Source organism: Streptomyces sp. NPDC012508 (assembly GCF_042902595.1).
Taxonomy (GTDB): Bacteria; Actinomycetota; Actinomycetes; order Streptomycetales; family Streptomycetaceae; genus Streptomyces.
Map to the genome: position 1 here is coordinate 67,242 of NZ_JBIBEO010000004.1, position 23,462 is coordinate 90,703.

The window sequence follows — 23,462 nt, forward strand, 5'->3', positions numbered from 1 at the left end:
ACGTAATCTCTACGCAAGTGTCGTGGGAGGGAACGGGAAAGCCCCCGCCCGGACCCGAAGGTCCGGACGGGGGCTCCCGTGATGCGTCGTGTCAGGCCAGCAGGCCCGGGATGGTCGCCTCGTGGGCCGTGCGCAGCTCCTCCAGAGAAACGCTGAACTCGCCCTGCACGTCGACCTCTTCGCCGTCCACGACACCGATCCGCGTCGCCGGGAGACCCCGTGCGCCGCACATGTCGGTGAAGCGGAGCTCCTCGCTGCGCGGGACGGCGACGACCGCACGGCCGGCCGACTCGCTGAAGAGGAAGGTGAAGGCGTCCAGGCCGTCCGGGACGACCAGGCGCGCGCCCGTGCCGCCGCGCAGGCAGGACTCGACGACCGCCTGCACCAGACCGCCGTCGGACAGGTCGTGCGCCGCGTCGATCATGCCGTCGCGGGAGGCCGAGATCAGGATCTCGCCGAGCAGCTTCTCCCGGTCGAGGTCCACGGCCGGCGGCAGACCGCCGAGGTGCTGGTGGATCACCTCGGACCAGGCCGAGCCACCGAACTCCTCACGCGTGTCGCCGAGCAGGTAGAGGAGCTGGCCCTCTTCCGCGAAGGCGATCGGCGTACGGCGGTTGACGTCGTCGATCACACCGAGCACGGCCACGACCGGCGTCGGGTGGATGGCGACCTCGCCCGTCTGGTTGTACAGCGAGACGTTGCCGCCGGTCACCGGGGTGCCGAGCTGCAGGCAGCCGTCCGCGAGACCACGGGTGGCCTCGGCGAACTGCCACATCACGGCCGGGTCCTCGGGCGAACCGAAGTTCAGACAGTCCGAGATCGCCAGCGGCTTGGCACCGGAGGCGGCGACATTGCGGTACGCCTCCGCCAGCGCGAGCTGGGCACCCGTGTACGGGTCGAGCTTCGCGTACCGGCCGTTGCCGTCGGTGGCCATGGCGACGCCGAGGTTGGTCGCCTCGTCGATACGGACCATGCCCGCGTCCTCGGGCTGCGCCAGGACGGTGTTGCCCTGCACGAACCGGTCGTACTGGTCCGTGATCCAGGACTTCGACGCCTGGTTCGGGGAGGAGACCAGCTTCAGGACCTGGTCCTTCAGCTCCTCGCCGTTCTGCGGCCGGGGCAGCTTGCCCGCGTCGTCGGCCTGGAGCGCGTCCTGCCACTCCGGGCGGGCGTACGGCCGGTGGTAGACCGGGCCCTCGTGGGCGACCGTGCGCGGCGGGACGTCGACGATCTGCTCGCCGTGCCAGAAGATCTCCAGGCGCTCGCCGTCCGTCACCTCACCGATGACGACCGCGATGACGTCCCACTTCTCGCAGATCTCCAGGAAACGGTCGACGTGCTGGGGCTCGACGATCGCGCACATGCGCTCCTGCGACTCGCTCATGAGGATCTCCTCGGGCGAGAGCGTCGCGTCACGCAGGTGGACCCGGTCGAGGTCGACCCGCATACCGCCGGAGCCGGCGGAGGCCAGCTCGGAGGTCGCGCAGGAGAGTCCGGCGCCACCCAGGTCCTGGATGCCCGCGACCAGCTTCTCCTGGAAGATCTCCAGGGTGCACTCGATGAGGAGCTTCTCCTGGAACGGGTCGCCGACCTGGACCGCGGGGCGCTTCGTCGGCTTCGTGTCGTCGAAGGTCTCCGAGGCGAGGACCGAGACACCGCCGATGCCGTCGCCGCCGGTGCGGGCGCCGTAGAGGATCACCTTGTTGCCGGGGCCCGAGGCCTTCGCGAGGTGGATGTCCTCGTGCTTCATGACACCGATGCAGCCGGCGTTGACCAGCGGGTTGCCCTGGTAGCACTCGTCGAAGACGACCTCGCCGCCGATGTTCGGCAGGCCCAGGCAGTTGCCGTAGCCGCCGATGCCCGCGACGACCCCGGGGAGCACGCGCTTGGTGTCGGGGTGGTCGGCCGCGCCGAAGCGCAGCGGGTCGACGACCGCGACCGGGCGGGCGCCCATGGCGAGGATGTCGCGGACGATGCCGCCGACGCCGGTGGCCGCGCCCTGGTAGGGCTCGATGTACGAGGGGTGGTTGTGCGACTCGACCTTGAAGGTGACCGCGTAACCCTGGCCGACGTCGACGACGCCCGCGTTCTCGCCGATGCCGACGAGCATGGCGTCGTTGGCCGGGACCTTCTCGCCGAACTGCTTCAGGTGGACCTTGCTGCTCTTGTACGAGCAGTGCTCGGACCACATGACGGAGTACATGGCGAGCTCGGCACCGGTGGGACGGCGGCCGAGGATCTCGCGGATGCGCGCGTACTCGTCCTCCTTGAGGCCGAGCTCCTTCCAGGGCTGCTCGCTGTCCGGGGTCTCGGTGGCGTGCTTGACGGTGTCGAGGCTCATCAGGCGTTGACCAGCTTCTTGAGGATCGAGGTGAAGAAACCGAGGCCGTCGGTACGGCCCGTACCGATCAGCGGCTCGACGGCGTGCTCGGGGTGCGGCATGAGCCCGACGACGTTCCCGGCGGCGTTGGTGATGCCGGCGATGTCACGGAGCGAGCCGTTGGGGTTCATGTCCACGTAGCGGAAGGCCACGCGCCCCTCGGCCTCCAGCTCGTCGAGCGTCCGCTCGTCGGCGACGTACCGGCCGTCCATGTTCTTGAGCGGGACCTGGATCTCCTGGCCCTGCTCGTAGTCGGACGTCCAGGCGGTCTCCGCGTTCTCCACCCGCAGCTTCTGGTCGCGGCAGATGAAGTGCAGGTGGTTGTTGCGCAGCATCGCACCCGGCAGCAGGTGGGCCTCGGTGAGGATCTGGAAGCCGTTGCAGATGCCGAGGACGGGCATGCCCGCCTTCGCCTGCTCGATGAGCGGCTCCATCACCGGCGAGAAGCGGGAGATGGCCCCGGCGCGCAGATAGTCGCCGTAGGAGAAGCCGCCGGCCAGGACCACGGCGTCGACCTGCTTGAGGTCCTTGTCGCGGTGCCAGAGCGAGACGGGCTCGGCGCCGGCGAGACGGACGGCGCGCAGCGCGTCCTGGTCGTCGAGCGTTCCGGGGAAGGTGACGACGCCGATGCGTGCGGTCACGACGAGGCCCCGGCGGTCTCCGTGGACTCGACCTTGACGGTGAAGTCCTCGATCACGGTGTTGGCGAGGAAGGTTTCGGCCATCTCATGGATGCGGGCGAGGGCGGCCTCGTCGACCGGTCCCTCCACCTCCAGCTCGAAGCGCTTTCCCTGGCGGACGTCGGCGATTCCCTCGAATCCGAGGCGGGGCAGTGCGCGCTGCACGGCCTGGCCCTGGGGGTCGAGAATCTCCGGCTTGAGCATGACGTCGACTACGACGCGTGCCACTGGCACTCCCGGTGGTGTGTTGCGTGGGCGGTTCCCTCAGCGTACCTGCCTCCAAATTCTACGCGGGTAGAGGACTGGAGGACCCTACAAACGCACCCGAAGATCCCCACGGAAAATTCAAGTGAAATATTGCGCGGCCCATTGCGGCGGGACACGCGGATGCAATTGGCTGGGCTTCACAATGCGACGCCTGCCGCTGTACAAAGGAATACAGAGGAAAGCAGCATTGCCCCGGGGTAGCCGCAAAGCCGGTGTCGCCGCACGTCAGAGGCGCTCGACGCGTCAAACTGGACACGGTGGGACCGCAGGAAAGGACCGATATCCGTGGCTCAGCGAGTAGTGGTCACTCTCTTCGACGACATCGACGGGGGAGAAGCGGCGGAAACGGTGGCGTTCGGCCTGGACGGGAAGATGTACGAGATCGACCTGAATCCCGCCAATGCAAAGAAACTGCGCAAGGCGCTGGCGCCCTACCTCGCGGCCGGCCGGAAGCTCACCGGCAAGGCCGCCGCCGCCCGGGCCGGCGGATCGCCCGCCTCCGTGGCTTCGTACAAGCACACCGCTCTCGCCCCCGACCCGGCGGCGGTCCGCGCCTGGGCGCAGTCCAACAAGATGGACGTGCCGGCCCGGGGCCGCATCCCGAAGCGGGTCTACGAGGCCTTCCGCGAGGCCAGTTGACCCCGTCTCCGACGTGCCGCAGGGAACGGAGTTGCACTGCACCCCCGCTGATCGGCTAGAGTCTGGATCACGCCGAGGGGCGAGGCCGCAGGGCCGGACCTCAAGCAGCGTGCGGGTGTAGTTCAGTAGTAGAACATCCCCCTTCCAGGGGGAAGGCGCAGTGTGCAATTCCTGTCACCCGCTCTGCATCGCATTACCGACCACTCTTGTGGATCAGGTAGAGTGGTGCTCGCACCGCCCGGTGAAAGCCGGTCGGAGGCATGCGGACGTGGCTCAGTTGGTAGAGCATCACCTTGCCAAGGTGAGGGTCGCGAGTTCGAATCTCGTCGTCCGCTCAGGAATGAAGGCCCCGGTTCTCAGGAACCGGGGCCTTCGCCATGTCCGCCCTCTCTCGGCGCCGTACTGACATTTGTCATGCCCAGTGATGACAGCGCGCACTGCCGACCGGCTCCGACGGCCGCGAGGCTGAGGTCATGACCAACGTGATCGAGGCCGACGACCTCCGCCGGACCTACTCCGGCGGCTTCGCGGCCGTCAACGGGATCTCCCTCGCCGTCCCCCAGGGCGAGATCTTCGCCCTCCTCGGGACCAACGGAGCCGGCAAGACCTCCACCGTCGAACTCCTGGAGGGCCTCGCCGCGCCCAGCGGCGGCACGGTCCACGTCCTCGGCCACGACCCGTACCGCGAACGGGCCGCCGTCCGGCCCCGGATCGGCGTGATGCTCCAGGAGGGCGGCTTCCCCTCCGACCTGACGGTGACCGAGACCGTACGGATGTGGGCCGGCTGCACCAGCGGCGCCCGGCCCATCGGCGAGGCCCTGGAGATGGTCGGCCTCGCCGCCCGCCGCGACGTACGGATCAAGCAGCTCTCCGGCGGCGAGCGGCGGCGCCTCGACCTGGCGCTCGCGCTCCTCGGCCGCCCCGAGGTCCTCTTCCTCGACGAGCCGACCACCGGCCTCGACGCAGAGGGCCGGCGCGACACCTGGGAGCTCGTGCGGGCGCTGCGGGACGGGGGCACGACCGTCGTCCTCACCACGCACTACCTGGAGGAGGCCGAGTCCCTGGCCGACCGGCTGGCGATCATGCACCAGGGGCGGATCGTGCTCTCCGGCACCCCCGCCGAGGTCACCGCCGCCCGGCCCGCCCGCATCCGCTTCACCCTCCCCGAGGGCCTGCCGCCCGGCCGGCTCCCGCTCACCCTGAAGGCCGCGGCGGAGGGACGGCGCGTGGAGATCCGTACGCGCGAACTGCAGCACGCGCTCGGCGAACTCCTCGACTGGGCCCGCGAGGCCGGCGTACAGCTCGACGGGCTGGACGCCCGCTCGGCCTCCCTCGAAGAGGCGTTCCTGGAGATCGCCTCCCGTACGGACGAGTCCCGTACGGACTCCCTCAAGGGCTCCCGTACCGGCGACCCCCGCAACGACGACCCCCGTAACGACGCCCTGGAGACCGCCCGATGAACGCGACCGCACGCCGGATGACCGCCCTGGGGCGGGCCGAGCTCACGCTCCTCGGGCGGAACAAGAACAACCTCTTCATCGCCCTGCTGATGCCGCTGATGATGATCTTCGTGTTGCGGTCCACGCTCGCGCAGATGGGCCAGGAGGAGCTGCCGATGGGCATGGCGGGAGCCACCCTCATCGGCGGCACCGGCCTTGTCCTCGTCCTCGTCGTCTACATGGGCCTGACGTCCGCCCTGGTCGCCCGTCGCGAGGAACTGGTCCTCAAGCGGCTCCGTACGGGAGAGGCGACCGACCTGGAGATCCTCGGCGGCGCCGCGCTCCCTTCCACCGCCATCGCGCTCCTCCAGTGCGCCGTCCTCACCGTCGGCGGCACCCTCGTCCTCGACGTGCCCGCGCCGCGCAGGCCCGACCTGCTCGCGCTCGGGCTGCTCGCCGCGATCCTGCTGCTCGCGGGACTTGCCGCCGCGACCACCGCCATCACGCGGAACGTCGAGAGCGCCGGCCTCACCACCCTGCCGTTCTTCCTGATCTCGGCCATGGGCTCCGGCCTGATGGTGCCCCGCGACCTCCTTCCGGACCTGGCCGCGAGCATCACCGAACTGCTGCCGTTCACCGGGGTCATGGAGTTCGTCCGGGCCGGCTGGCTCGGCGTCGGCGACACCCAGGACCTGGTCACCGCCACACTCAGCACGCTGGCCTGGGGCGTCCTCACCGTGTTTGCTGTCCAGAAGTGGTTCCGCTGGGAACCGCGACGCTAGAAAGGGGGGCCGGGCGCGTGTCCAGGCTGACGGGGTGGTGGAGCCGACGCGGCAGTGCGGCCAAGGTCGAGCTGTACACCCGGTGGAGCTTCCACTTCTTCATGCTGATCGAGATCGGCGCCATCGGTCTCGTGCCGATCTCCGACTCCGGGTACAACCCGCTCGCCACTCCCCTCGGCCTCACGCTGACCCTGCTGGTCTGCGCGCACGCCGTACTGAACGCCGTGCTCTCATCGCGCGCCCTGGACTGGGCCCTGGACCGGCGCGACCGGCCGGTCCGGCTCGCGACCGCGGTGATCGTCCTGACGGCGGCCGCTTCGCCGGCCGTGATCGCGCTGCGGGCCACGGGCGTGCTGCGCGACCCCGCCGTAGCCGCCGCCGTCGTCACCGGCATGGTCACCTTCGCCATGGGCAGCCTCGTGCTCTGCGTCCGCAGGCCCCGCCGCATGCTGTACGTCGTCCCCGCCGGCGCGCTCGCGACCGGCGTCGCCGTCGTGGCGATGGGCCTCCACCCGGGCGAGGGCCTCGGCTACGCCGTCGCGATCATCATGGGCGGAGGCGGCCTCGCCGCCGCCTGCGGGTTCTCCGGCTGGCTGATGAAGATCGTCTGGGAGCTGGAGCTCTCCCGCGACCTGAAGGCCCGGCTCGCGGTCGCCGAGGAACGGCTCCGCTTCGGCCGCGACCTCCACGACGTCATGGGCCGCAACCTGTCGGTGATCGCCCTCAAGAGCGAACTCGCCGTCCAGCTCGCGCGACGCGAACGGCCCGAGGCCGTCGACCAGATGATCGAGGTACAGCGGATCGCGCAGGAGTCCCAGCGAGAGGTACGGGACGTGGTGCGCGGCTACCGAGAGGCGGACCTGCGCGTCGAACTCGAGGGCGCGCGCGGGGTGCTGGGGGCCGCCGGCATCGACTGCGCGATCGACCCGGTGACCATGGAACTCCCGGCCGGCGTCCAGTCGGTGCTCGGCTGGGTGGTGCGGGAGACGACGACCAACGTGCTGCGGCACGGGGACGCGCGGAAGTGCGCGATCTCGCTGCGTGAGAAGGACGGTTCGGTGCTGCTGACGGTACGGAACGACGGTGTACGGGAAGGGGCGGTGATGGGGCACGGCTCGGGCCTCGCGGGGCTGCGGGAACGGCTCGCGGCCGTCGACGGGACCCTGGAGGCGGGGCCGGACGAGGGCGGTACGTTCCAGGTGACGGCGCTGGTGCCGGTCCCCGCACCGGGGCGGGGAGAGGCGTCGTGACCGTACGCGTGCTGCTCGCCGACGACGAGCATCTGATCCGGGGCGCGCTCGCCGCGCTGCTCGCCCTGGAGGACGATCTCGTGGTCGTCGCGGAGGCCGCCACCGGGCCCGAGGCGCTCGCCATGGCCCGCGCCCACCGGCCCGATGTCGCCGTCCTCGATCTGCAGATGCCGGGCCTCGACGGTGTGAGGGTCGCCACATCCCTGCGGGACGAACTCCCCGACTGCCGCACCATGATCGTGACCAGTCACGGTCGGCCCGGACACCTCAAGCGGGCCCTCGCGGCCGGGGTGCGGGGCTTCGTGCCCAAGACCGTCAGCGCCCAGCGGCTGGCCGAACTCATCCGCTCCGTAAACGCCGGAAACCGTTACGTGGACCCGGAGTTGGCGGCCGACGCGATCGCCGCCGGGGACTCCCCGCTGACCGCCCGCGAGGCCGAGGTGCTCGAACTCGCGGCCGACGGCGCACCGGTCGCGGAGATCGCCGAGCGCGCCTCGCTCTCACAGGGGACGGTCCGGAACTACCTCTCCTCGGCCGCCGCGAAGCTGGGCGCCGAGAACCGTCACACGGCGGTACGTCTCGCGCGGGAGAAAGGTTGGGTATAGTTGGCTCCGCGCTACGGCGCATGCGGACGTGGCTCAGTTGGTAGAGCATCACCTTGCCAAGGTGAGGGTCGCGAGTTCGAATCTCGTCGTCCGCTCCAAAGGAAGAAGCCCCCCGGTCCTCTCGGACCGGGGGGCTTCTTCGTGTTCCGGGACGGCCGGGGCGGGGCCCCGGGGTCACTCCCAGGTGTTGCCGGTCAGCAGCTCGTACGCCTCGATGTACTTGGCGCGCGTCGCGTCCACGATCTCCTGCGGGAGCGCCGGCGGCGGCTGCTCGCTCTTGCGGTCCCAGCCGGAGGCCGCGGAGGTCAGCCAGTCACGGACGAACTGCTTGTCGTACGACGGCTGGGCGCGGCCCGGCTCCCACTGGTCGGCCGGCCAGAAGCGGGACGAGTCCGGGGTGAGCACCTCGTCGGCGAGGACCAGCGTCGCGCCCGCCTCGGTCGACGCGAAGCCGAACTCGAACTTGGTGTCGGCGAGGATGATGCCCCGCTCACGGGCGATGTCCCGGGCCCGGCCGTAGACCGCGAGGGTCGTCTGGCGCAGCAGGGCGGCCGTCTCGGCGCCGACCTGGCGGACCACTTCCTCGTACGACACGTTCTCGTCGTGGTCGCCGACGGCTGCCTTGGTGGCCGGGGTGAAGATCGGCGCGGGCAGCTCGGAGCCGTCGCTGAGGCCCTCGGGCAGCCCGATGCCGCAGACCGTACGGGACTCGTCGTACTCGACGAGGCCGGAGCCGGTCAGGTAGCCACGGGCCACGCACTCGACCGGCACCATGCTCAGCGACGTGCAGATGAGGGTCCGGCCCTCCCAGTCGGCGGGGGCGCCGGGCGGGAGATCGGTCGAGATGACGTGGTTGGGGGCGAGGTCGGCGAGCCGGTCGAACCACCACAGGGACAGCTTGGTGAGCACGCGCCCCTTGTCGGGGATCTCGGTCGGCAGGACCCAGTCGTACGCGGACATACGGTCGCTGGCCACCATCACGAGGTCGCCGGCCTCGTTCTGGTAGAGGTCACGCACCTTGCCCGTGTGGAGGTGGGTCAGGCCCGGGACCTGGACGGGCTCGGGCTTTTCTACGAATCCGGACACGGTTCCTCCGCGTAGGTTGATCCAGGAGCGGTTCGATTCTCTCGCACTCCGCGGGTCTCTCGACGCGCGGCCCCTCGAAGCCCTGGTCAGACCCTCTTGTCGATCAGTTCCGCTTGATCGGGCCCGCTTGATCAGTCCCGCTTGCAGATCCGGTCGAGGAGGTTGGCCGTGGCTCGCTGGATGCGCTCGTCGACATGGCCCGGCCGGTCCAGGGCGGGCGACCAGGCGAAGGTGCCCGAGGCGAAGACCCAGGCACCGGACGGTGCCCGGTAGAGCGACGTCTCCTGGTGGCGCAGGGCGCCGTCGCCGTCCCGGTAGGGCGAGTGGGCGAGCAGGATGCGGCCCTGGTGCTCGGGGAGGGCGGTGCGCGGGAAGTAGCGGTCCGCCTCGCCCGCGACCAGGCCGGGGATCTCGTCCCCGTCCCCGGCGCCGGTGGCCTCCCAGAGCCAGTGATCCGCGTTCCGTACGACCAGGGGGTGCGGTTCCGGCACCCTCCCCGCGTACTGGATGCCGAGCAGCTGCTGCTCCGGACGGTCGATCTCGCGCCAGAGCGCGGAGCGGCCGGGGCCGCGGCGCTTGCGGCAGGTGAGCAGCCGGTCGGGGACACCGGACGGCGAGGGGCCCAGCTCCACCTGCCAGTACATGGTGTTGGCGGAGAGGAAGACGAGGGAGGTGCCCTGGTCGCGGGCGAGTTCGACGGTCCGGCGCATGGGGACGGACCAGTACTCGTCGTGGCCGGGGAAGACCAGGCCGCGATAGCGGCTCGGGTCGACGCGACCGGCGTGCAGATCGCGGGTCTCGGCGTAGGCGAGGTCGTAGCCGTACCGCTCGGCCCAGCGGATGAAGTCGTAGGCGTGGCCGACGTGGAGGGGGAGACCGGCGCCCGCGTAGGGGCGGTCGAAGGAGACGGTGATCGCCGCGTCCCGCTCGCCGAGGAGCCGGCCCTCCTCGTCCCACGCGTGGTAGAGGCTGGCGCCCGTCCGGCCGTCCTCGGGATAGAGGTTGTACGCCTGCCAGGTGATGTCCGGGAGGACAAGGAGCAGGTCGGCGGGGTGGCTGTCGCGGACTGTGAAGGGGATGTGCGAGCGGTAGCCGTCGGCGGTGGTGAGCACGGCGACGTACGCCCCGATCGACCAGTGTGCCGGGATCTGCAGGCGCCAGGACTGCCACCAGTGGTGACAGGAGACGGTGCGGTCGGCGGCGAGCGGGGCGGGCTGGACGATGCCGGAGAGGCGGGGGCTGGTGGTGACCTTGGTGGCGCCCTCGCCCGCGTAGTGACCGATGCGGTAGATGTCGACCGAGAACTGCTGCGGCGGGTCCACCGTGATGTGGAAATCGATCGCCTCACCGGGGGCCACGGCCCCGTTCGACGCGAACCCCTTGATCTGGCTCCGTACGTCGTCGGCCGTGCGCGGACCGCCGCTGCCGCCGCGGGCCAGTGTCTCGTCGGCGTACCACGGGACGACCTGGCCCGTGTCGTCGAAATAGTTCTCCGAACCGCGCAGCCAGGGCAGCGGGCCCTGACCGAAGGGGTCCGTGACGGCGTGGGCGAGCGCGCCCGATTCCCACCGCCTGATCTGCTCCGCCCCCATAACGCGCCCCTCCCTCGACTCCCCCGCGTGCCGTCTGCCGTCGTGTCGCACATGCGCTGTCATGGGCTGTCATGTGCTGCTGTCAGTGCCGGTCTCCAGCACATCACATAACGCACGCACTCCGTCACCGTTCGTCGCGAATTGACGTGAACGGAAGGCGAGCTTCCGGTGACTGGTGCCCTCAGACCAGTCGTACGGGCTTCTCGGGGCGTACGCCGGTCTCGGTGAGCCAGGCGCTCAGGGGCTCGGGGTCGCCGTCCTCGACGAGGGCGAGGACGCGGGCGGTGAGGTCGGTGTTCCGCACGCCGCCGACGAGGAGCGCGGGGCCGTCGAGCCAGTCGAGGCCGGGGGCGGCACCGGCCGTGTCGACGGCGGCACAGCAGACCATCGCCGTCACATGGTCGGCGAGGAGGTCCCGCCCGGTCCGGGGCGGCTGGAGCGGGAAGAGCGGCAGCGTGTCGCCGCCGAGGGCCCCCGCCGCGCTGTGCGGCGCGGGGGCGGGCGCGGCAGGCATGGCGGCCTCCTCGCGCGCGACACGTGCGGTGAGCGCGGCGGCGAGGGTGTCGGCGGTGGGGTTGGCGACGGGGAGCTCGACGGGGTCGAGGTCGTCGGGGACGTCGGCGTGGTCGTCGGCGGGGGCGAGGTCGCCTGGGGCGTCGGAGGGGTCGTCGTGGGGGCCGTCGGCGGGGTCGAGGTCGCCGGGGGTGCCGGAGAGGCCGCCGGAGGGGGCCAGGTCGCCTGGGGTGCCGGAGAGGGCGTCGGAGGGGGCCAGGTCGCCGGGGGTGCCGGAGAGGCCGCCGGAGGAGGCCAGGTCGCCTGAGGCGTGCGAGGGGCCGTCGGCGGGGTCCGGGGCGGGCGTGGGAGGGGACGGGCGGGTCGCGGGGGTGCCGTCCTGCTGCGCCTCGGCCTCGGGTGCCAAGCCCGCGTCCGCCTCGGGGCGGGACGACAGGTGGGTCATCACACGGGTCAGCGTGGGACCGTCGGCGGTCGCGCGCGCCGGGCCGGTACGGGCGCCCGGTCCTGGCGGGAGGACGCCCAGTTCGTCGAGGACCTGGTGGAGGCGGGCCGCGTCGCTGCGCCACTTCCGGTCCACGACCTCCTCCGGGTACTGGCTCCAGTCCACCGGAGCCCAGTCCGGGCCGGCCTCCGCCGGGCCGCCGTGGAAGAGCCGGGCGGCGAGCAGCGAGGCGGCCTCGTCGACCGCACCGGGCTCCTCCAGCAGGTCACAGGCCGGGCGCTCGCCGAGCCGGGAGGCGAAGCCCTCGGCGAGACGGTCGCGGCGGGACAGCTCCGTGAGGGCCGCGACCACGCCCACGTCGAGGCTCGACGGCCAGCGGCCCATCCGCCAGGCGGGCAGCGCGACGCGCGTGAGCAACCGGTCCCAGCCCGCGTAGGCGAGGCCGACCTGCTCCTGGGCGACGATCCGGATGCCGTAGTCCACAGCCTGTGCACGCTCGGAGCCGGCCACGGCGACGCCCCGCTCCATCTCGGCGGCATGCCCGCGGCTCAGGCGCAGCAGGACCCGGGCGACCCACGCGATCGCGTGCGCGCCGAGCCTGCTGGCCGGGTCGAGCCCGGGCGTACGGGGAGCGGCTACGGCGGCGTCGAGGCCTTGGACGAAGCGGCGGGCCGCGGCTATGTCGGGGTGCGCCGACGGGGCCGTACCGGCGACGACGGGGGCGAGGACGGCGCGCAGCTCGCCGACCCGCATCCACCAGAGGAAGGGCGAGCCTATGACCAGGACCGGCGCGTCGGTGGAGCGCCGCAGTCCGGCCGTACCCCCGGAGCCGTGCGCCGGGTGCGTACGGTCCTCGAGCCAGCTGTCGCAGTCGGGTGTGAGGGCTATCGCGGAGGGCGCGGGGACGCCGAGCCGGTCGGCCAGGTCCCGCACCATGCGGTAGAGATCGGGGGCCGAGGTCTCGGCGAGCTCGACGGTGGGGGTGACGGCGGGCCGGGAGCGCGCGATCACCAGGGCCACGGCCGCCGCGGCGAGCAGGACGACCAGCGCGAGCACCGTGGTGAGCCAGCGGGCCGTGTCCCAGCCGGCCCCGGTCATATGGCCGGTGACCCCGCCCGCGTACAGGACCACGGCCGCGGCGGCCGGGAGCACGGCGACGCCCAGCGCCCTGCCGCGGACCCGGAGCACGGCGAGGGCCCGGAGGCGCGCGGCGCGCGCACCCATCTCCTCGCCGACAACCGAACCGGTACCGGACACGCCGTACATCACCCCCTCCTGCCCTCGTCGGGACTGCCTGTGGCGGTGTTGCTCACTCCCCCACTGTGGCACCCGCCACTGACATCGCAATGCCGGTGGGCCAAGTGCCGGAACGCCTGCGCCGCACCCTAGTTGGGGCGTCGGCAGGCGTCATCCGGATGGCTCAGTCGTCACTCGATGGAATGGCTTTGGGCAAAGGTGATGACGGTTCGGGGTGGTTAGAGGTTCACTCCCCCGCGGCCTTGCGCGCGATGTCCGTACGGTGCTGCGAGCCGTCCAGCCGGATGCGGCCGACCGCCTTGTACGCCCGCTCGCGGGCCTGCGCCAGGTCCTTTCCGGTCGCGGTGACCGACAGGACGCGGCCGCCGGCGCTCACGATCGCGTCGCCGTCCCGCTTCGTCCCGGCGTGCAGGACGTACGCGTGCGGTGCATCCTGCGCCGCGACCTCGTCCAGGCCGTCGATCGGGTCACCCGTGCGCGGGGTCGCCGGGTAGTTGTGCGACGCGACGACCACGGTCACGGCCGCGTCCTCGCGCCAGGTCAGCGGCGGCTCGTTGTCGAGGGTGCCGTTGGCGGCGTTCAGCAGGACGCTCGCGAGGGGGGTCCGCAGCCGGGCCAGCACGACCTGGGTCTCCGGGTCGCCGAAGCGGGCGTTGAACTCGATGACCCGCACGCCACGGCTGGTGATCGCCAGACCCGCGTACAGCAGGCCCTGGAACGGGGTGCCGCGGCGGCGCAGCTCGTCGACCGTCGGCTGGAGGACGGTGTCCATGACCTCGTCGACCAGCTTGGGGTCGGCCCAGGGCAGCGGGGAGTACGCGCCCATGCCGCCGGTGTTCGGGCCCTCGTCGCCGTCGAGCGCGCGCTTGAAGTCCTGCGCGGGGGTGAGCGGGAGGACGGTGACGCCATCGGTGATCGCGAAGAGGGAGACCTCGGGGCCGTCCAGGAACTCCTCGATGACCGCCCGCCCGTCGCCCGCCACCGCCCCGGAACGAGTCGCTTCGCGACGCTGTGACACACAGGCGAGCGCGTGGGCGCGGGCCTCGGCGAGGTCGGAGGTGACCACGACGCCCTTGCCGGCCGCGAGGCCGTCGTCCTTCACCACGTACGGAGCACCGAAGGCGTCGAGCGCCTCGTCGATCTCCTCGGCGGTGGTGCAGACGTAGCTGCGGGCGGTCGGGACGTTGGCCCCGGCCATGACGTCCTTGGCGAACGCCTTGGAGCCCTCCAGCTGCGCCGCCTGCTCGGACGGGCCGAAGCAGGGGATGCCGGCCGCGCGGACGGCGTCGGCGACACCCGCGACGAGCGGGGCCTCCGGGCCGACGACGACCAGGTCGGCCTGGAGTTCGCCGGCGAGCCGCGCGACGGCGTCGCCGTCCAGCTGGTCGACGGGGTGCAGCTCGGCGACCTCCGCGATTCCGGCGTTGCCGGGCGCGCAGTGCAGAGCGGTGACGTCGGGATCGAGGGAGAGAGAGCGGCACAGGGCGTGTTCGCGGGCGCCGCCGCCGATGACGAGGACCTTCACGCCAGCCAGGGTAGCCCGCGTGGCGGGATGCCCCTTGTGCGGGCCACCGAGCGAGACGTCCCTACTCGTTCGTGTATTCCTCCACAACGGTGGCTCCGAGCTCGCGCACGATCAGGTCGTGGCCCGAGAGAGCGGAGTCGACGAGGTCCGGATCGTCCTCCTCCGGCACGTCGTCCTCGGGCGCGACGGGCGGCGGCGCGTGGTGGACGGGCGGCGCGGCCTGCTGGTTCCGGGATGCGGAGGCGGCCGCGGAAGCCTGCTGGGCCGGTGGGGCGGGGGGCGCCTGCGGGGCCTGGTGCGCCGACTGGGCCTGATGGGACTGCTGTGTCTGCTGGGTCTGCTGTGGGGAAGACCACTGCTGCTGCGGGGCGGGGGCCTGGGCCGGGCGTCCGCCGCCGAAGCCGGTCGCCGCGGGCGGCGGCGTGGCGCCGCCCGACGGGTCGATAATTGCCTCGATCTTCCACTGCACGTTGAACTGGTCGGCCAGGACCTGGCGCAGGACGTCCTCGCTGCCGCTGCTCGCGAAGTTGTCGCGGGCACCGGCGTTGAGGAAGCCGAGCTGGACGGTGGTGCCGTCGAACCCCGCCACCTGGGCGTTCTGGCTGAGCAGGATCCAGGTGAAGCGGCGCTTGTTCTTGACCGCGTCGAGGATCGACGGCCACATGTTCCGCACCTGGGCGGCGCCTTGGGCCATGTCGCCGGTGGGGGCGGGAGCGGATGCGGCTGCCGGCGCGGCCTGCGGCGCGGGGGCGGGAGCCTGCGGCGCGGGAGTCGAGGCACCCGGCCAGGCACCGGGGGCGGGGGCGCCGGGGGTGGCGGCTCCGGGCCAGGCACCGGGCCGGGGCCCTTCCGCGGCCGGCTGCGGCTGTACGGGCTGTACGGGTGCGGGCTGTACGGGTGCGGGCTGCGGCTGTACGGGCGTGGGCGCGGCGGCCTGCGGGGCGGGGGCCTGCTGGACAGGGGCGGGCGGGGGCGGGGCCATCGGCGTATGGGCGCCGGGCCCGGGGACGTACCCCATGGCGGGCGCGGGCGAACCGGCCGTGAAGACGGCGGGGGGCGCGGCGGCGGCACCGCGCTCGAGGCGCTCGATCCGGGCCTGGAGCGACCGCTCGTCGTCGAAGGCGGCGGGCAGCAGCACCCGCGCGCAGATCAGCTCCAGCTGGAGCCGGGGCGAGGTGGCCCCGCGCATTTCGGTCAGTCCGGTGTTGACCAGATCGGCAGCCCGGCTCAGCTCAGCCGCGCCGAAGACGGACGCCTGCGCCTGCATCCGCTCCACGACGTCCACGGGAGCGTCGATGAGCCCCTTCTCGGCGGCGTCCGGCACGGCGGCGAGGATCACCAGGTCGCGCAGCCGCTCCAGGAGGTCGGCGACGAAGCGGCGGGGGTCGTTGCCGCCCTCGATGACGCGGTCCACGACCTCGAAGGCCGCCGCACCGTCACCGGCGGCGAAGGCGTCCACGACCGAGTCGAGCAGGGACCCGTCCGTGTAGCCGAGAAGAGAGGTCGCCATGGCGTATGTCACACCGTCGTCGGCGGCGCCGGCGAGCAGCTGGTCCATCACGGACATCGAGTCACGCACGGATCCGGCACCCGCGCGCACGACGAGCGGCAGCACGCCGTCCGCGACGGGGATGCCCTCGCGCCCGCAGACCTCGCCCAGGTACTCCCGCAGGGTGCCGGGCGGCACGAGCCGGAACGGATAGTGGTGCGTACGGGACCGGATCGTCCCGATCACCTTCTCCGGCTCGGTGGTGGCGAAGATGAACTTGAGGTGCTCCGGCGGCTCCTCGACCACCTTCAGCAGGGCGTTGAAGCCCGCCGAGGTGACCATGTGCGCCTCGTCGATGATGTAGATCTTGTACCGGCTGGAGGCGGGGCCGAAGAAGGCCTTCTCCCGCAGGTCACGGGCGTCGTCCACGCCACCGTGGGAGGCGGCGTCGATCTCGATGACGTCGATCGATCCCGGCCCGTTCCGCGCCAGGTCACGGCAGGACTGGCACTCCCCGCAGGGCGTGGGAGTGGGACCCTGCTCACAGTTCAGACAGCGCGCGAGGATGCGCGCACTGGTCGTCTTGCCACAGCCGCGGGGCCCGCTGAACAGGTACGCGTGATTGACCCGGTTGTTCCGCAGGGCCTGCTGCAACGGGTCGGTGACATGCTCCTGCCCGATGACCTCGGCGAAGGACTCGGGGCGGTAGCGGCGGTACAGCGCGAGAGACGACACGTATACGAGGTTATAGGCGCCCACTGACAACCCGGGAACGCAAGCGCCCCCCACGCACCCGCCAGAGCCGACCTACCCTTGCTGCCTTCCGGCCCTGGGGGAGTTCAGTCAGATAGCGCCACGTGAGGGGCTCCGCCAAGGGTACCTGATCCCAGAGGCCCCGCGGTCCCCCGATCCCGACCGCGGAAACCTCTTCTGGATCACGTTCGCGAGCACCCCTCAGCGTCTTGTATTGTTTGCGGCGGAGGATTCGCCTAGTGGCCTAGGGCGCACGCTTGGAAAGCGTGTTGGGGGCAACCCCTCACGAGTTCGAATCTCGTATCCTCCGCCAGTGCCTCACCGGGCACGATGTCGAAGGGCCCCACCGTTCGCGGTGGGGCCCTTCTTCGTGCGTGGTCTCAGTTTTGGTCTCAGTTGCACAGGACGGATGGCCGCGAACTTCCTCGGACAGCCTTCCGACCCCTCCGCCTAGGACCACGTCGCTGGTCGACGAGCCTGGGCCTCCTTCACAGCCTCACCGCAGCGACCACGACGCGACTGTCAGGCGCCTCCTCCGCATGCGCGACGCTGGGCATGCTTGATCAACAAGCGGGCGGCCGGTCGCGTTGCTGGTTCAGGTCGTTTGCCGCTTTTCGTGGCCCTGGGGAGGGATATCGTTGCTCCCCCGGCAGGGACGTGCCCGTCGTGTACATGCCGGGCACGCCCGAAACTGGGATGCCCAGCAGGAACACCGCGGCCTCTGCATCGCCACCCTCTGACGAGCAAGGACACCTCCAACTGATGGCAGTGACCCAGCAGGAGATCGAGAACCGGTTGTGGGACGCAGCCGACGAGCTGCGCGTGGCGATGCCCGAGGCGCAATACTCCTCGGTCGTCTTCCCTCTGATGTTCTGGAAGTACCTGTCGGACACCTGGGAGCACAACCACCAGACCTTCCTCAAGGAGAACGAGGACCTCGGCCTCTCAGCCGAGGAAGCCCACGAGGTCGAGTACAGCAACTACCAGACGTTCAAGATCCCCTTCATCCACCCTGGCACCGTCGCCGAGCGCCGCGCCTCCTGGTCGTCCATCCTGGCCACCGTCACCCAGCCCGGCTTGGGTCAGCGGGTCCGCGCCTCCCTGCAGGCCATCGAGACGGCCAACCCTGCCAAGTTCTCCCGCCTGTTCGGATCCATGGCCTGGACTTCCGAGGACGTGTTGTCGGGGGAGGTGCTAGCGGCGGTCATGCGGGCAATGGACCGCACCCCGAAGATGCACGAGGGCAACATGTCCCACGACGTGCTGGGCGGGGCATACGAGTACCTGCTGAAGCGGTTCTCCGACGGGTCCGGCACTCGCGCCGGCCAGTTCTTCACCCCGCGCGAGGTCGTCGAACTGATCGTCGAGGTCTTGGACCCCAAGAGCTTCGAGTCGGTGTACGACCCGACCTGCGGGTCGGGCGGCATGCTCATCGCTTCCGCGAACCTCTTGAAGGCCCACGGTGGACGTGGCTACACGCTCAGCCTGCACGGGCAGGAGGCCGTACCGGACACTGCCGGTGTGGCACGCATGAACCTCTTCATGCACAACCTCACCCAGTTCCAGGTCGAGGTCGGCGACACTTTGAGGGACCCACGCTTCAAGAAGCCGGACGGGTCCATCGCGCAGTTCGATGTGATCCTCGCTAACCCGCCCTACAGCCTGAAGTGGAAGCCTTGGAGTAACGACCCGCGCGCCATCGGCGGCGTCGCCCCGCAGTCGTCGGCGGACTGGGCGTTCGTCCAGCACATGATCGCGTCGATGGACCCGAAGAAGGGGCGCGCCGGCGTCGTCCTGCCTCACGGCGTCCTGTTCCGCGGCGGCCAGGAAGCCGCAATCCGCCAGCGGGTCCTCGATGACGACCTCCTGGAAGCCGTGATCGGCCTGCCGGCGAACCTCTTCTATTCGACTTCCATCCCGACCTGCATCCTCGTGTTCCGCGCCCCCGGCACCAAAGCCAAGGAGCGCCGACACGGGGTCCTGTTCATCGACGCCTCCAGGCGGTTCGCCAAGGGGAAGAACCGCAACACCATCACCACAGTAGACATCGCCGACACTGTGGCCGCCTACCACTCAACCTTCGGCGCAGGCAGTAACCCGGTGGAGCCCGACGGTGACGGCGGTCTGGCCGCACGCCTCGTGCCCACCACGGAGATTGCGGCGAATGGGTACGACCTCCACATCGGCAGGTACATCAAGCAGGCCACTGTCGAGCAGGAAGACCTCGGCACCCTGATCGACGCCTACAACATCGCCCGAGCCGAGCGCCAGAAGACCGAGCAGCACATGCTCGCCGTCCTCTCCGACGCAGGGATCGAGGGCTTCGATGAGTGACTGGGAGCAGATCACCCTCAGTGGCCCGCAGACTCGTGTGCGCCGCAAGGTGGCCGTTCCGCCGCAGGGAACGAAGCCTTCGATGAGCGATTGGCGGCAGGTCTCTCTGTCGGAAGTCGTCACGCGCGTCACCAAGAAGAACGTGGACGGGGCCAACCAGAACGTTCTGACTGTCTCCGCCGAGCACGGGCTGATCGCGCAGGAAGCGTTCTTCACGAAGAAGGTCGCGAGCAAAGACACTTCGGGCTACTACGTTGTCGCACCGGGGCAGTTCGTCTACAACAAGAGCACGTCGAAGTCGGCCGCCTACGGCACAGTGGCTCGCAACCTCAGAGACGAGCCGGGCATCGTCTCCCCGCTGTACTTCGTGTTCGAGGCCAAGGATGGGCCTGCGCTCCCCGAGTACCTGGAACTTGCCCTCAACTCCGACCAGTTCTTCGGCTCGCTCGCTGGCATGCTCCGAGAGGGCGCCCGTGCCCACGGCGCGCTGAACGTCCGCCTGGGAGAGTTCTACGCTGCCACCGTCACCCTGCCGCCTGTATCCGTGCAAGAGCGAATCGTTGAGGTCATCGGTGCGGTCGACGAGCAGATCACCGCACTCGACGCCGAGGCCGAGGCGCTGGAGGGCGTGTACCGGGGCTTTCTCCGCTCGCTCGGAGCGCGCTACGGCGAGGTCAAGATCAGCGAAGTGGTGTCAGCGGCCTTCGCCGGAGGGACGCCCTCACGAAGTAAGCCCGAGTTCTACGGCGGCGACATCCCGTGGCTCAAGTCGGGCGAGGTCGAGAACGACAGCATCGTCACGGCTTCGGAGTTCATCACCGAAGCAGGGCTGCAAGGCAGTAGCGCGAAGATGGTTCCGCCGGGCGCGACCGTCGTAGCTATGTACGGACAAGGTGACACCAAGGGGAGGGCGGGATTCGTCGAAGCGCCCGTCTCCACGAACCAGGCGGTGCTCGCCCTGGCCCCGGACGAGAGCGTGGTCCTGCCACGGTTCCTACTCCATGCGGTCAGGTCAAAGACCGACGACCTTCGCCATCGTGCGGTCGGCTCGTCGCAGCCAAATCTAAGCAAGGGCCTGGTACTGACCCAGACGATCCCCATGCCCGACTCGCTCGCTGATCAGGAGCGAGCGCTGGTTGCTATCGATTCGGTTCGAGCAAGCCAGGCCGCGACCCGTGCTGAAGCTGACCGCCTGCGCAAGATTCGTCCGTCGCTGCTCAACGGGCTACTGGATCGCACCATCGACATCGAGTCCGCCAAGCTGGAGGTCTGACCCATGGCGAAGGGCATTCGCGAGCGTGAGTTCCAGAATCTGATGATTCGGTGGTCCCTCCCGATGGGCTGGGGCTTCACAGCGGGCAGGTCGCTGCCTCGTGAGACGACGCAGACGGTGGTCGTCGGCCAGCTGCGGGATGCCATCGTCCGGCTCAACGCTGGGGTGATCGACGCTTTCGACGTGGACGCCGTGGTCGAGGAGATCGTTGCCACCGTAAACGCTGTCGACGGCGGCCTGGTACGAGCCAACGAGCAGGTGCTGCGCCTGCTGCGCGGGCATAAGGAGTTCCGAGACCGCGACGGTGTCTGGCACGCCCTGAAGATCATCGACTTCGCGCGCCCGACTGACAACACGCTGGTTGTGTCGGACGAAGTGACCATAACCGTCCCTGGCAAGACCTCTCGCCGCTTCGACCTTGTGTACTGGGTGAACGGCATGCCCCTGGTAGTGGTCGAGGTAAAGTCACCGACCGCGAAGTCCGCTTGGGCCGACGCCGCCCGCGAGATCAACAACGTGTACGCCACCGAGTACCCGTGGTTCTTCACCCCCAACATCTTCGCCGTCGCTTCCGACGGGCTGAAGCTGCGGTTCGGTGCCGTCGGCGCGCCCACGAACCTGTGGCAGCCGTTCCGGTCTACCGACGACGACGAGAACCTGTCCGGGCAGGCCGACGTGCAGCGCTCCGTCCAGCTGCTCCTCAATCCGTCGACCGTCCTGGACATGCTCGCCAACTTCGCCCTCTTCGACACTTCCGGGGGCGGGGCGGACAAGAAGTACCTGCCCCGCTACCCGCAGATGGAGGCCGCGCACCTGATCCACGAGCGGGTCCTGGAGGGCGGGTCCAAGGGCCTGGTCTGGCACCACCAGGGGTCCGGGAAGACGCTGCTGATGGTGTTCGCCGCCTCGCTGCTGCTAGCCGACACCCGAACCGAGTCGCCCACGATCATCCTGCTCTCGGACCGAACCCATCTCGTCCGGCAGACCTCCGGGGTGTTCACCTCCGCGATGGGGGACGCCTACTTCCACCAGCCGGCCACAAGCAAGGAACTGCGCTCTCTGCTGGCTGACGACGTGCGCGGCGTCATCTCCACGACCGTTCACAAGTTCGCCGACGCCGGCAAGAACCTTTCCACCCGAGACAACGTCATCGTGCTGGTCGACGAGGCACACCGTACGCAGTCCGCCAAGTCGAAGTCCCTGGCCGGCCAGATGCGCGCAGCATTGCCGTACGCGAAGTTTTTCGGCATGACCGGCACCCCCATCAGAAACCTCGCCACTGACACCTTCGCCCTCTTCGGCGAGGAGACCGACCCGGGCAGGGTGCTGCACCGGTACTCGGTGTCCCGGTCCCTGCTGGACGAGGCGACCGTCCCGGTCATGCTGGACCCGCGCCCCGTCTCGTTCGAGATAGACGACCAGGCGTTGCAGGCCGAGTTCGACCAGTTCGCCGACGACTTCGACCTAGACGATCCCGACCGTGAGACCCTGTCCCGCAAATTCGGTCGCCTCACCTCGGTGTTCGCCAACCCCCACCGCATCCACACGGTCTGCCAGGACATCGTGGACCACTACCTGGCCGGCGCTTACCGCAACGGCCTCAAGGCCCAGGTCGTCGCCTTCAACCGTGAGCTGGCCGTGGCGTACACGGACAAGATCAACGAGCTGCTGGCAGGCTTCGAGGCGTCGCAAGTGCTCACCGAGGTCGGGAAGCACGACCGGATCACCGCCGAGGTCAACATCTCCGTCTCGGACTCCAAGGACGAAGTCGCCGCCATGCGGCCGTACCAGCTCTCGGAGACCGAGGAGGAGGAGCAGAAGCGCCGGTTCCTCGCCGCCGACGACCCGCTGTGCTTCCTGGTGGTGACCGCGAAGCTGATGACGGGTTTCGACGCCCCCAACGAAGGTGTCCTCTACCTGGACAAGCCGCTGAAGGCCCACACCTTGTTCCAGACGATCACCCGCCCGAACCGCACCTGGGTGTCCCCGACCGGGTTCGTGAAGACCTCGGGCGTGGTCGTCGACTACATCGGCCTGGCCGAGGAAGTCCAGCGGGCGGTTGTCGACCCCACCGCGACGGGGGCCGGCAAGGGGGGCGGGTTCGTCAGCGACGTGTCTGAGCTGGTCGCCGAATTCCGCACCGTCTTCGCCCGTATCGAAGACCTTTTCGTGGACGTGGACGACTTGGACCTCACGGTCCACGGATACGAGTCCGTGCGAGCCATCAACGTCTTCTTGGACTCCAACCCGGGCGCCGCCGAGGTGTTCTCCAAGGACTACCGACTCCTGGCCCGCCTGTATCCGCTCATAAACACCGACAAGCGGGTCGCCAAGTATCGGGACGGCTTCGGGCTGTTCGGATCCGTCTACACGACCCTGTTCAAGAAGTCGTCCGACGAGGAGAGGAAGGAACGGCTGGCCGAGCTGGGGCCGATGGTCCTGGAGATCATCAACGCCCACGTTCACTCCTTCTCCGTAGTCGCCTCCCAGGAGGAAGCCCTCGTCCTGGACGCCCAGGGCATCGCCATTCTCAAGGAGCTGTTGGCCCTCGTCCGCCCCAAGTCCCGAAAGGACGTCGACGAGGACAAGAAGCCGCCGTCCGCTGCGGAGATCCTGGACCACATCAAGGCCGCCCTCGACAAGGGCGTCGAACCGGGGTCTGCGAAGTACACGGCCCTCGCAGAGCGGATCAAGCAGCTGCGGGACCGGATCATCCAGAACGCCCAGGACGCCCTGGAGTTCCTGTCCGAAGCGCTCCGGATCGCCCGCGCCATCGTCAACGCGGAGAAGCACCCCGCCGAGGCCGTCGTCGTTCTGGACGACGACCACGTGGGTGTGCTGTCACGGATCATCCTCGATCACGCGCCGTCCGGCCTCACAGTCACGGAGAGAAACCTGGCCGAAGAGATCGACCAGGTGGTCACTCGCACCCTCGCCCAGGCATGGGACAACGCGGACGCTCGCAATCGAGGCGCCCGGCGCGCGACCGCCGCGGTCTTCCGCCGGTACATGTTGAAGCCGGTCGGGGAACCGTACGACTCCACCGTCGCCTACATCGAAGCCCACTACCTCGTCGACTGACGAACGCCACGAGGCCCGGCAACCCGTGGCGGGTGCCGGGTCTAGCCGTGCTGCTTGGGCCTGATGCTCGCCT

The 23,462-nt window shown here is 70.0% G+C and carries 16 protein-coding genes, 4 tRNA genes and 1 other RNA gene; 12 read left to right on the plus strand and 9 right to left on the minus strand.

The window, feature by feature from the left end:
- Positions 1–91 precede the first annotated feature (91 nt).
- Genes purL through purS form a run of 3 tightly spaced genes read right to left on the minus strand, consistent with a single transcriptional unit; the run spans position 92 to position 3,287 of the window.
- Positions 92–2,341, minus strand: coding sequence for a phosphoribosylformylglycinamidine synthase subunit PurL (purL, locus tag ACFY8U_RS14535; protein ID WP_389569849.1), 2,250 nt, complete (start codon positions 2,339–2,341; stop codon positions 92–94).
- Entirely contained in the window at positions 2,341–3,021 is a 681-nt protein-coding gene (gene purQ / locus ACFY8U_RS14540) for a phosphoribosylformylglycinamidine synthase subunit PurQ (protein WP_361435730.1), read from the minus strand. The genes purL and purQ overlap by 1 nt, the downstream gene beginning before the upstream one ends.
- Complete coding sequence (gene purS / locus ACFY8U_RS14545; protein ID WP_260230829.1) at positions 3,018–3,287, minus strand: phosphoribosylformylglycinamidine synthase subunit PurS; 270 nt, start codon at positions 3,285–3,287, stop codon at positions 3,018–3,020. The genes purQ and purS overlap by 4 nt, the downstream gene beginning before the upstream one ends.
- Before the next feature lie 324 nt (positions 3,288–3,611).
- On the opposite strand from purS, the gene ACFY8U_RS14550 reads away from it, so the two are divergent.
- From ACFY8U_RS14550 to ACFY8U_RS14585, 8 genes are all read left to right on the plus strand, one after another.
- A complete protein-coding gene (locus tag ACFY8U_RS14550; RefSeq protein ID WP_361435727.1) occupies positions 3,612–3,965 on the plus strand; it encodes an Lsr2 family protein in 354 nt (117 codons plus the stop codon).
- Positions 3,966–4,076: 111 nt separating this feature from the next.
- Positions 4,077–4,148, plus strand: a tRNA-Gly gene (locus ACFY8U_RS14555).
- 79 nt (positions 4,149–4,227) lie between these two features.
- Positions 4,228–4,300, plus strand: a tRNA-Gly gene (locus ACFY8U_RS14560).
- A 138-nt stretch (positions 4,301–4,438) separates the two neighbouring features.
- A complete protein-coding gene (locus ACFY8U_RS14565; protein ID WP_389569853.1) occupies positions 4,439–5,425 on the plus strand; it encodes an ABC transporter ATP-binding protein in 987 nt (328 codons plus the stop codon).
- On the plus strand, positions 5,422–6,186 hold the full coding sequence (locus ACFY8U_RS14570; protein ID WP_389569856.1) for an ABC transporter permease: 765 nt from the start codon (positions 5,422–5,424) through the stop codon (positions 6,184–6,186). The genes ACFY8U_RS14565 and ACFY8U_RS14570 overlap by 4 nt, the downstream gene beginning before the upstream one ends.
- Before the next feature lie 17 nt (positions 6,187–6,203).
- Complete coding sequence (locus ACFY8U_RS14575; protein WP_389569858.1) at positions 6,204–7,436, plus strand: sensor histidine kinase; 1,233 nt, start codon at positions 6,204–6,206, stop codon at positions 7,434–7,436.
- Positions 7,433–8,041 (plus strand): response regulator, encoded by a 609-nt coding sequence (locus tag ACFY8U_RS14580; protein ID WP_389569861.1) that lies wholly within the window; start codon positions 7,433–7,435, stop codon positions 8,039–8,041. The genes ACFY8U_RS14575 and ACFY8U_RS14580 overlap by 4 nt, the downstream gene beginning before the upstream one ends.
- 22 nt (positions 8,042–8,063) lie before the next feature.
- A tRNA-Gly gene (locus ACFY8U_RS14585) sits at positions 8,064–8,139 on the plus strand.
- A gap of 76 nt (positions 8,140–8,215) precedes the next feature.
- Here the strand turns inward: ACFY8U_RS14585 and ACFY8U_RS14590 are convergent.
- From ACFY8U_RS14590 to ffs, 6 genes are all read right to left on the minus strand, one after another.
- Positions 8,216–9,127 (minus strand): phosphoribosylaminoimidazolesuccinocarboxamide synthase, encoded by a 912-nt coding sequence (locus ACFY8U_RS14590; RefSeq protein ID WP_389569863.1) that lies wholly within the window; start codon positions 9,125–9,127, stop codon positions 8,216–8,218.
- Between the two features lie 131 nt (positions 9,128–9,258).
- Positions 9,259–10,719 carry a N,N-dimethylformamidase beta subunit family domain-containing protein gene (locus ACFY8U_RS14595; RefSeq protein WP_389569866.1) on the minus strand — a complete coding sequence of 487 codons (1,461 nt, stop codon included), beginning with the start codon at positions 10,717–10,719 and terminating at the stop codon, positions 9,259–9,261.
- Between the two features lie 181 nt (positions 10,720–10,900).
- Positions 10,901–12,943 carry a hypothetical protein gene (locus ACFY8U_RS14600; protein ID WP_389569869.1) on the minus strand — a complete coding sequence of 681 codons (2,043 nt, stop codon included), beginning with the start codon at positions 12,941–12,943 and terminating at the stop codon, positions 10,901–10,903.
- A 217-nt stretch (positions 12,944–13,160) separates the two neighbouring features.
- Positions 13,161–14,459 carry a phosphoribosylamine--glycine ligase gene (gene purD / locus ACFY8U_RS14605; RefSeq protein ID WP_389569875.1) on the minus strand — a complete coding sequence of 433 codons (1,299 nt, stop codon included), beginning with the start codon at positions 14,457–14,459 and terminating at the stop codon, positions 13,161–13,163.
- 61 nt (positions 14,460–14,520) lie between these two features.
- Positions 14,521–16,683 carry a DNA polymerase III subunit gamma and tau gene (locus tag ACFY8U_RS14610; RefSeq protein WP_389569876.1) on the minus strand — a complete coding sequence of 721 codons (2,163 nt, stop codon included), beginning with the start codon at positions 16,681–16,683 and terminating at the stop codon, positions 14,521–14,523.
- 36 nt (positions 16,684–16,719) lie between these two features.
- Positions 16,720–16,818: signal recognition particle sRNA small type (gene ffs, locus ACFY8U_RS14615), an RNA gene on the minus strand.
- A gap of 108 nt (positions 16,819–16,926) precedes the next feature.
- On the opposite strand from ffs, the gene ACFY8U_RS14620 reads away from it, so the two are divergent.
- From ACFY8U_RS14620 to ACFY8U_RS14635, 4 genes are all read left to right on the plus strand, one after another.
- Positions 16,927–17,014: transfer RNA gene (locus ACFY8U_RS14620), tRNA-Ser, on the plus strand.
- Between the two features lie 449 nt (positions 17,015–17,463).
- Positions 17,464–19,035 carry an N-6 DNA methylase gene (locus tag ACFY8U_RS14625; protein WP_389569879.1) on the plus strand — a complete coding sequence of 524 codons (1,572 nt, stop codon included), beginning with the start codon at positions 17,464–17,466 and terminating at the stop codon, positions 19,033–19,035.
- Entirely contained in the window at positions 19,028–20,308 is a 1,281-nt protein-coding gene (locus tag ACFY8U_RS14630) for a restriction endonuclease subunit S (RefSeq protein ID WP_389569881.1), read from the plus strand. The genes ACFY8U_RS14625 and ACFY8U_RS14630 overlap by 8 nt, the downstream gene beginning before the upstream one ends.
- Positions 20,309–20,311: 3 nt before the next feature.
- The gene (locus ACFY8U_RS14635; protein ID WP_389569882.1) at positions 20,312–23,389 is read left to right on the plus strand and encodes a type I restriction endonuclease subunit R; all 3,078 of its coding nucleotides are present in this window, start codon (positions 20,312–20,314) and stop codon (positions 23,387–23,389) included.
- The last annotated feature ends 73 nt before the right edge of the window (positions 23,390–23,462 follow it).

Bases quoted from the DNA above. Each gene is read 5' to 3' on its own strand.
- purL (WP_389569849.1), bottom strand. From the start codon at position 2,341: ATGAGCCTCGACACCGTCAAGCACGCCACCGAGACCCCGGACAGCGAG.
- ACFY8U_RS14565 (WP_389569853.1), top strand. From the start codon at position 4,439: ATGACCAACGTGATCGAGGCCGACGACCTCCGCCGGACCTACTCCGGC.
- ACFY8U_RS14570 (WP_389569856.1), top strand. From the start codon at position 5,422: ATGAACGCGACCGCACGCCGGATGACCGCCCTGGGGCGGGCCGAGCTC.
- ACFY8U_RS14595 (WP_389569866.1), bottom strand. From the start codon at position 10,719: ATGGGGGCGGAGCAGATCAGGCGGTGGGAATCGGGCGCGCTCGCCCAC.
- ACFY8U_RS14600 (WP_389569869.1), bottom strand. From the start codon at position 12,943: ATGTACGGCGTGTCCGGTACCGGTTCGGTTGTCGGCGAGGAGATGGGT.
- ACFY8U_RS14625 (WP_389569879.1), top strand. From the start codon at position 17,464: ATGGCAGTGACCCAGCAGGAGATCGAGAACCGGTTGTGGGACGCAGCC.
- ACFY8U_RS14630 (WP_389569881.1), top strand. From the start codon at position 19,028: ATGAGTGACTGGGAGCAGATCACCCTCAGTGGCCCGCAGACTCGTGTG.
- ACFY8U_RS14635 (WP_389569882.1), top strand. From the start codon at position 20,312: ATGGCGAAGGGCATTCGCGAGCGTGAGTTCCAGAATCTGATGATTCGG.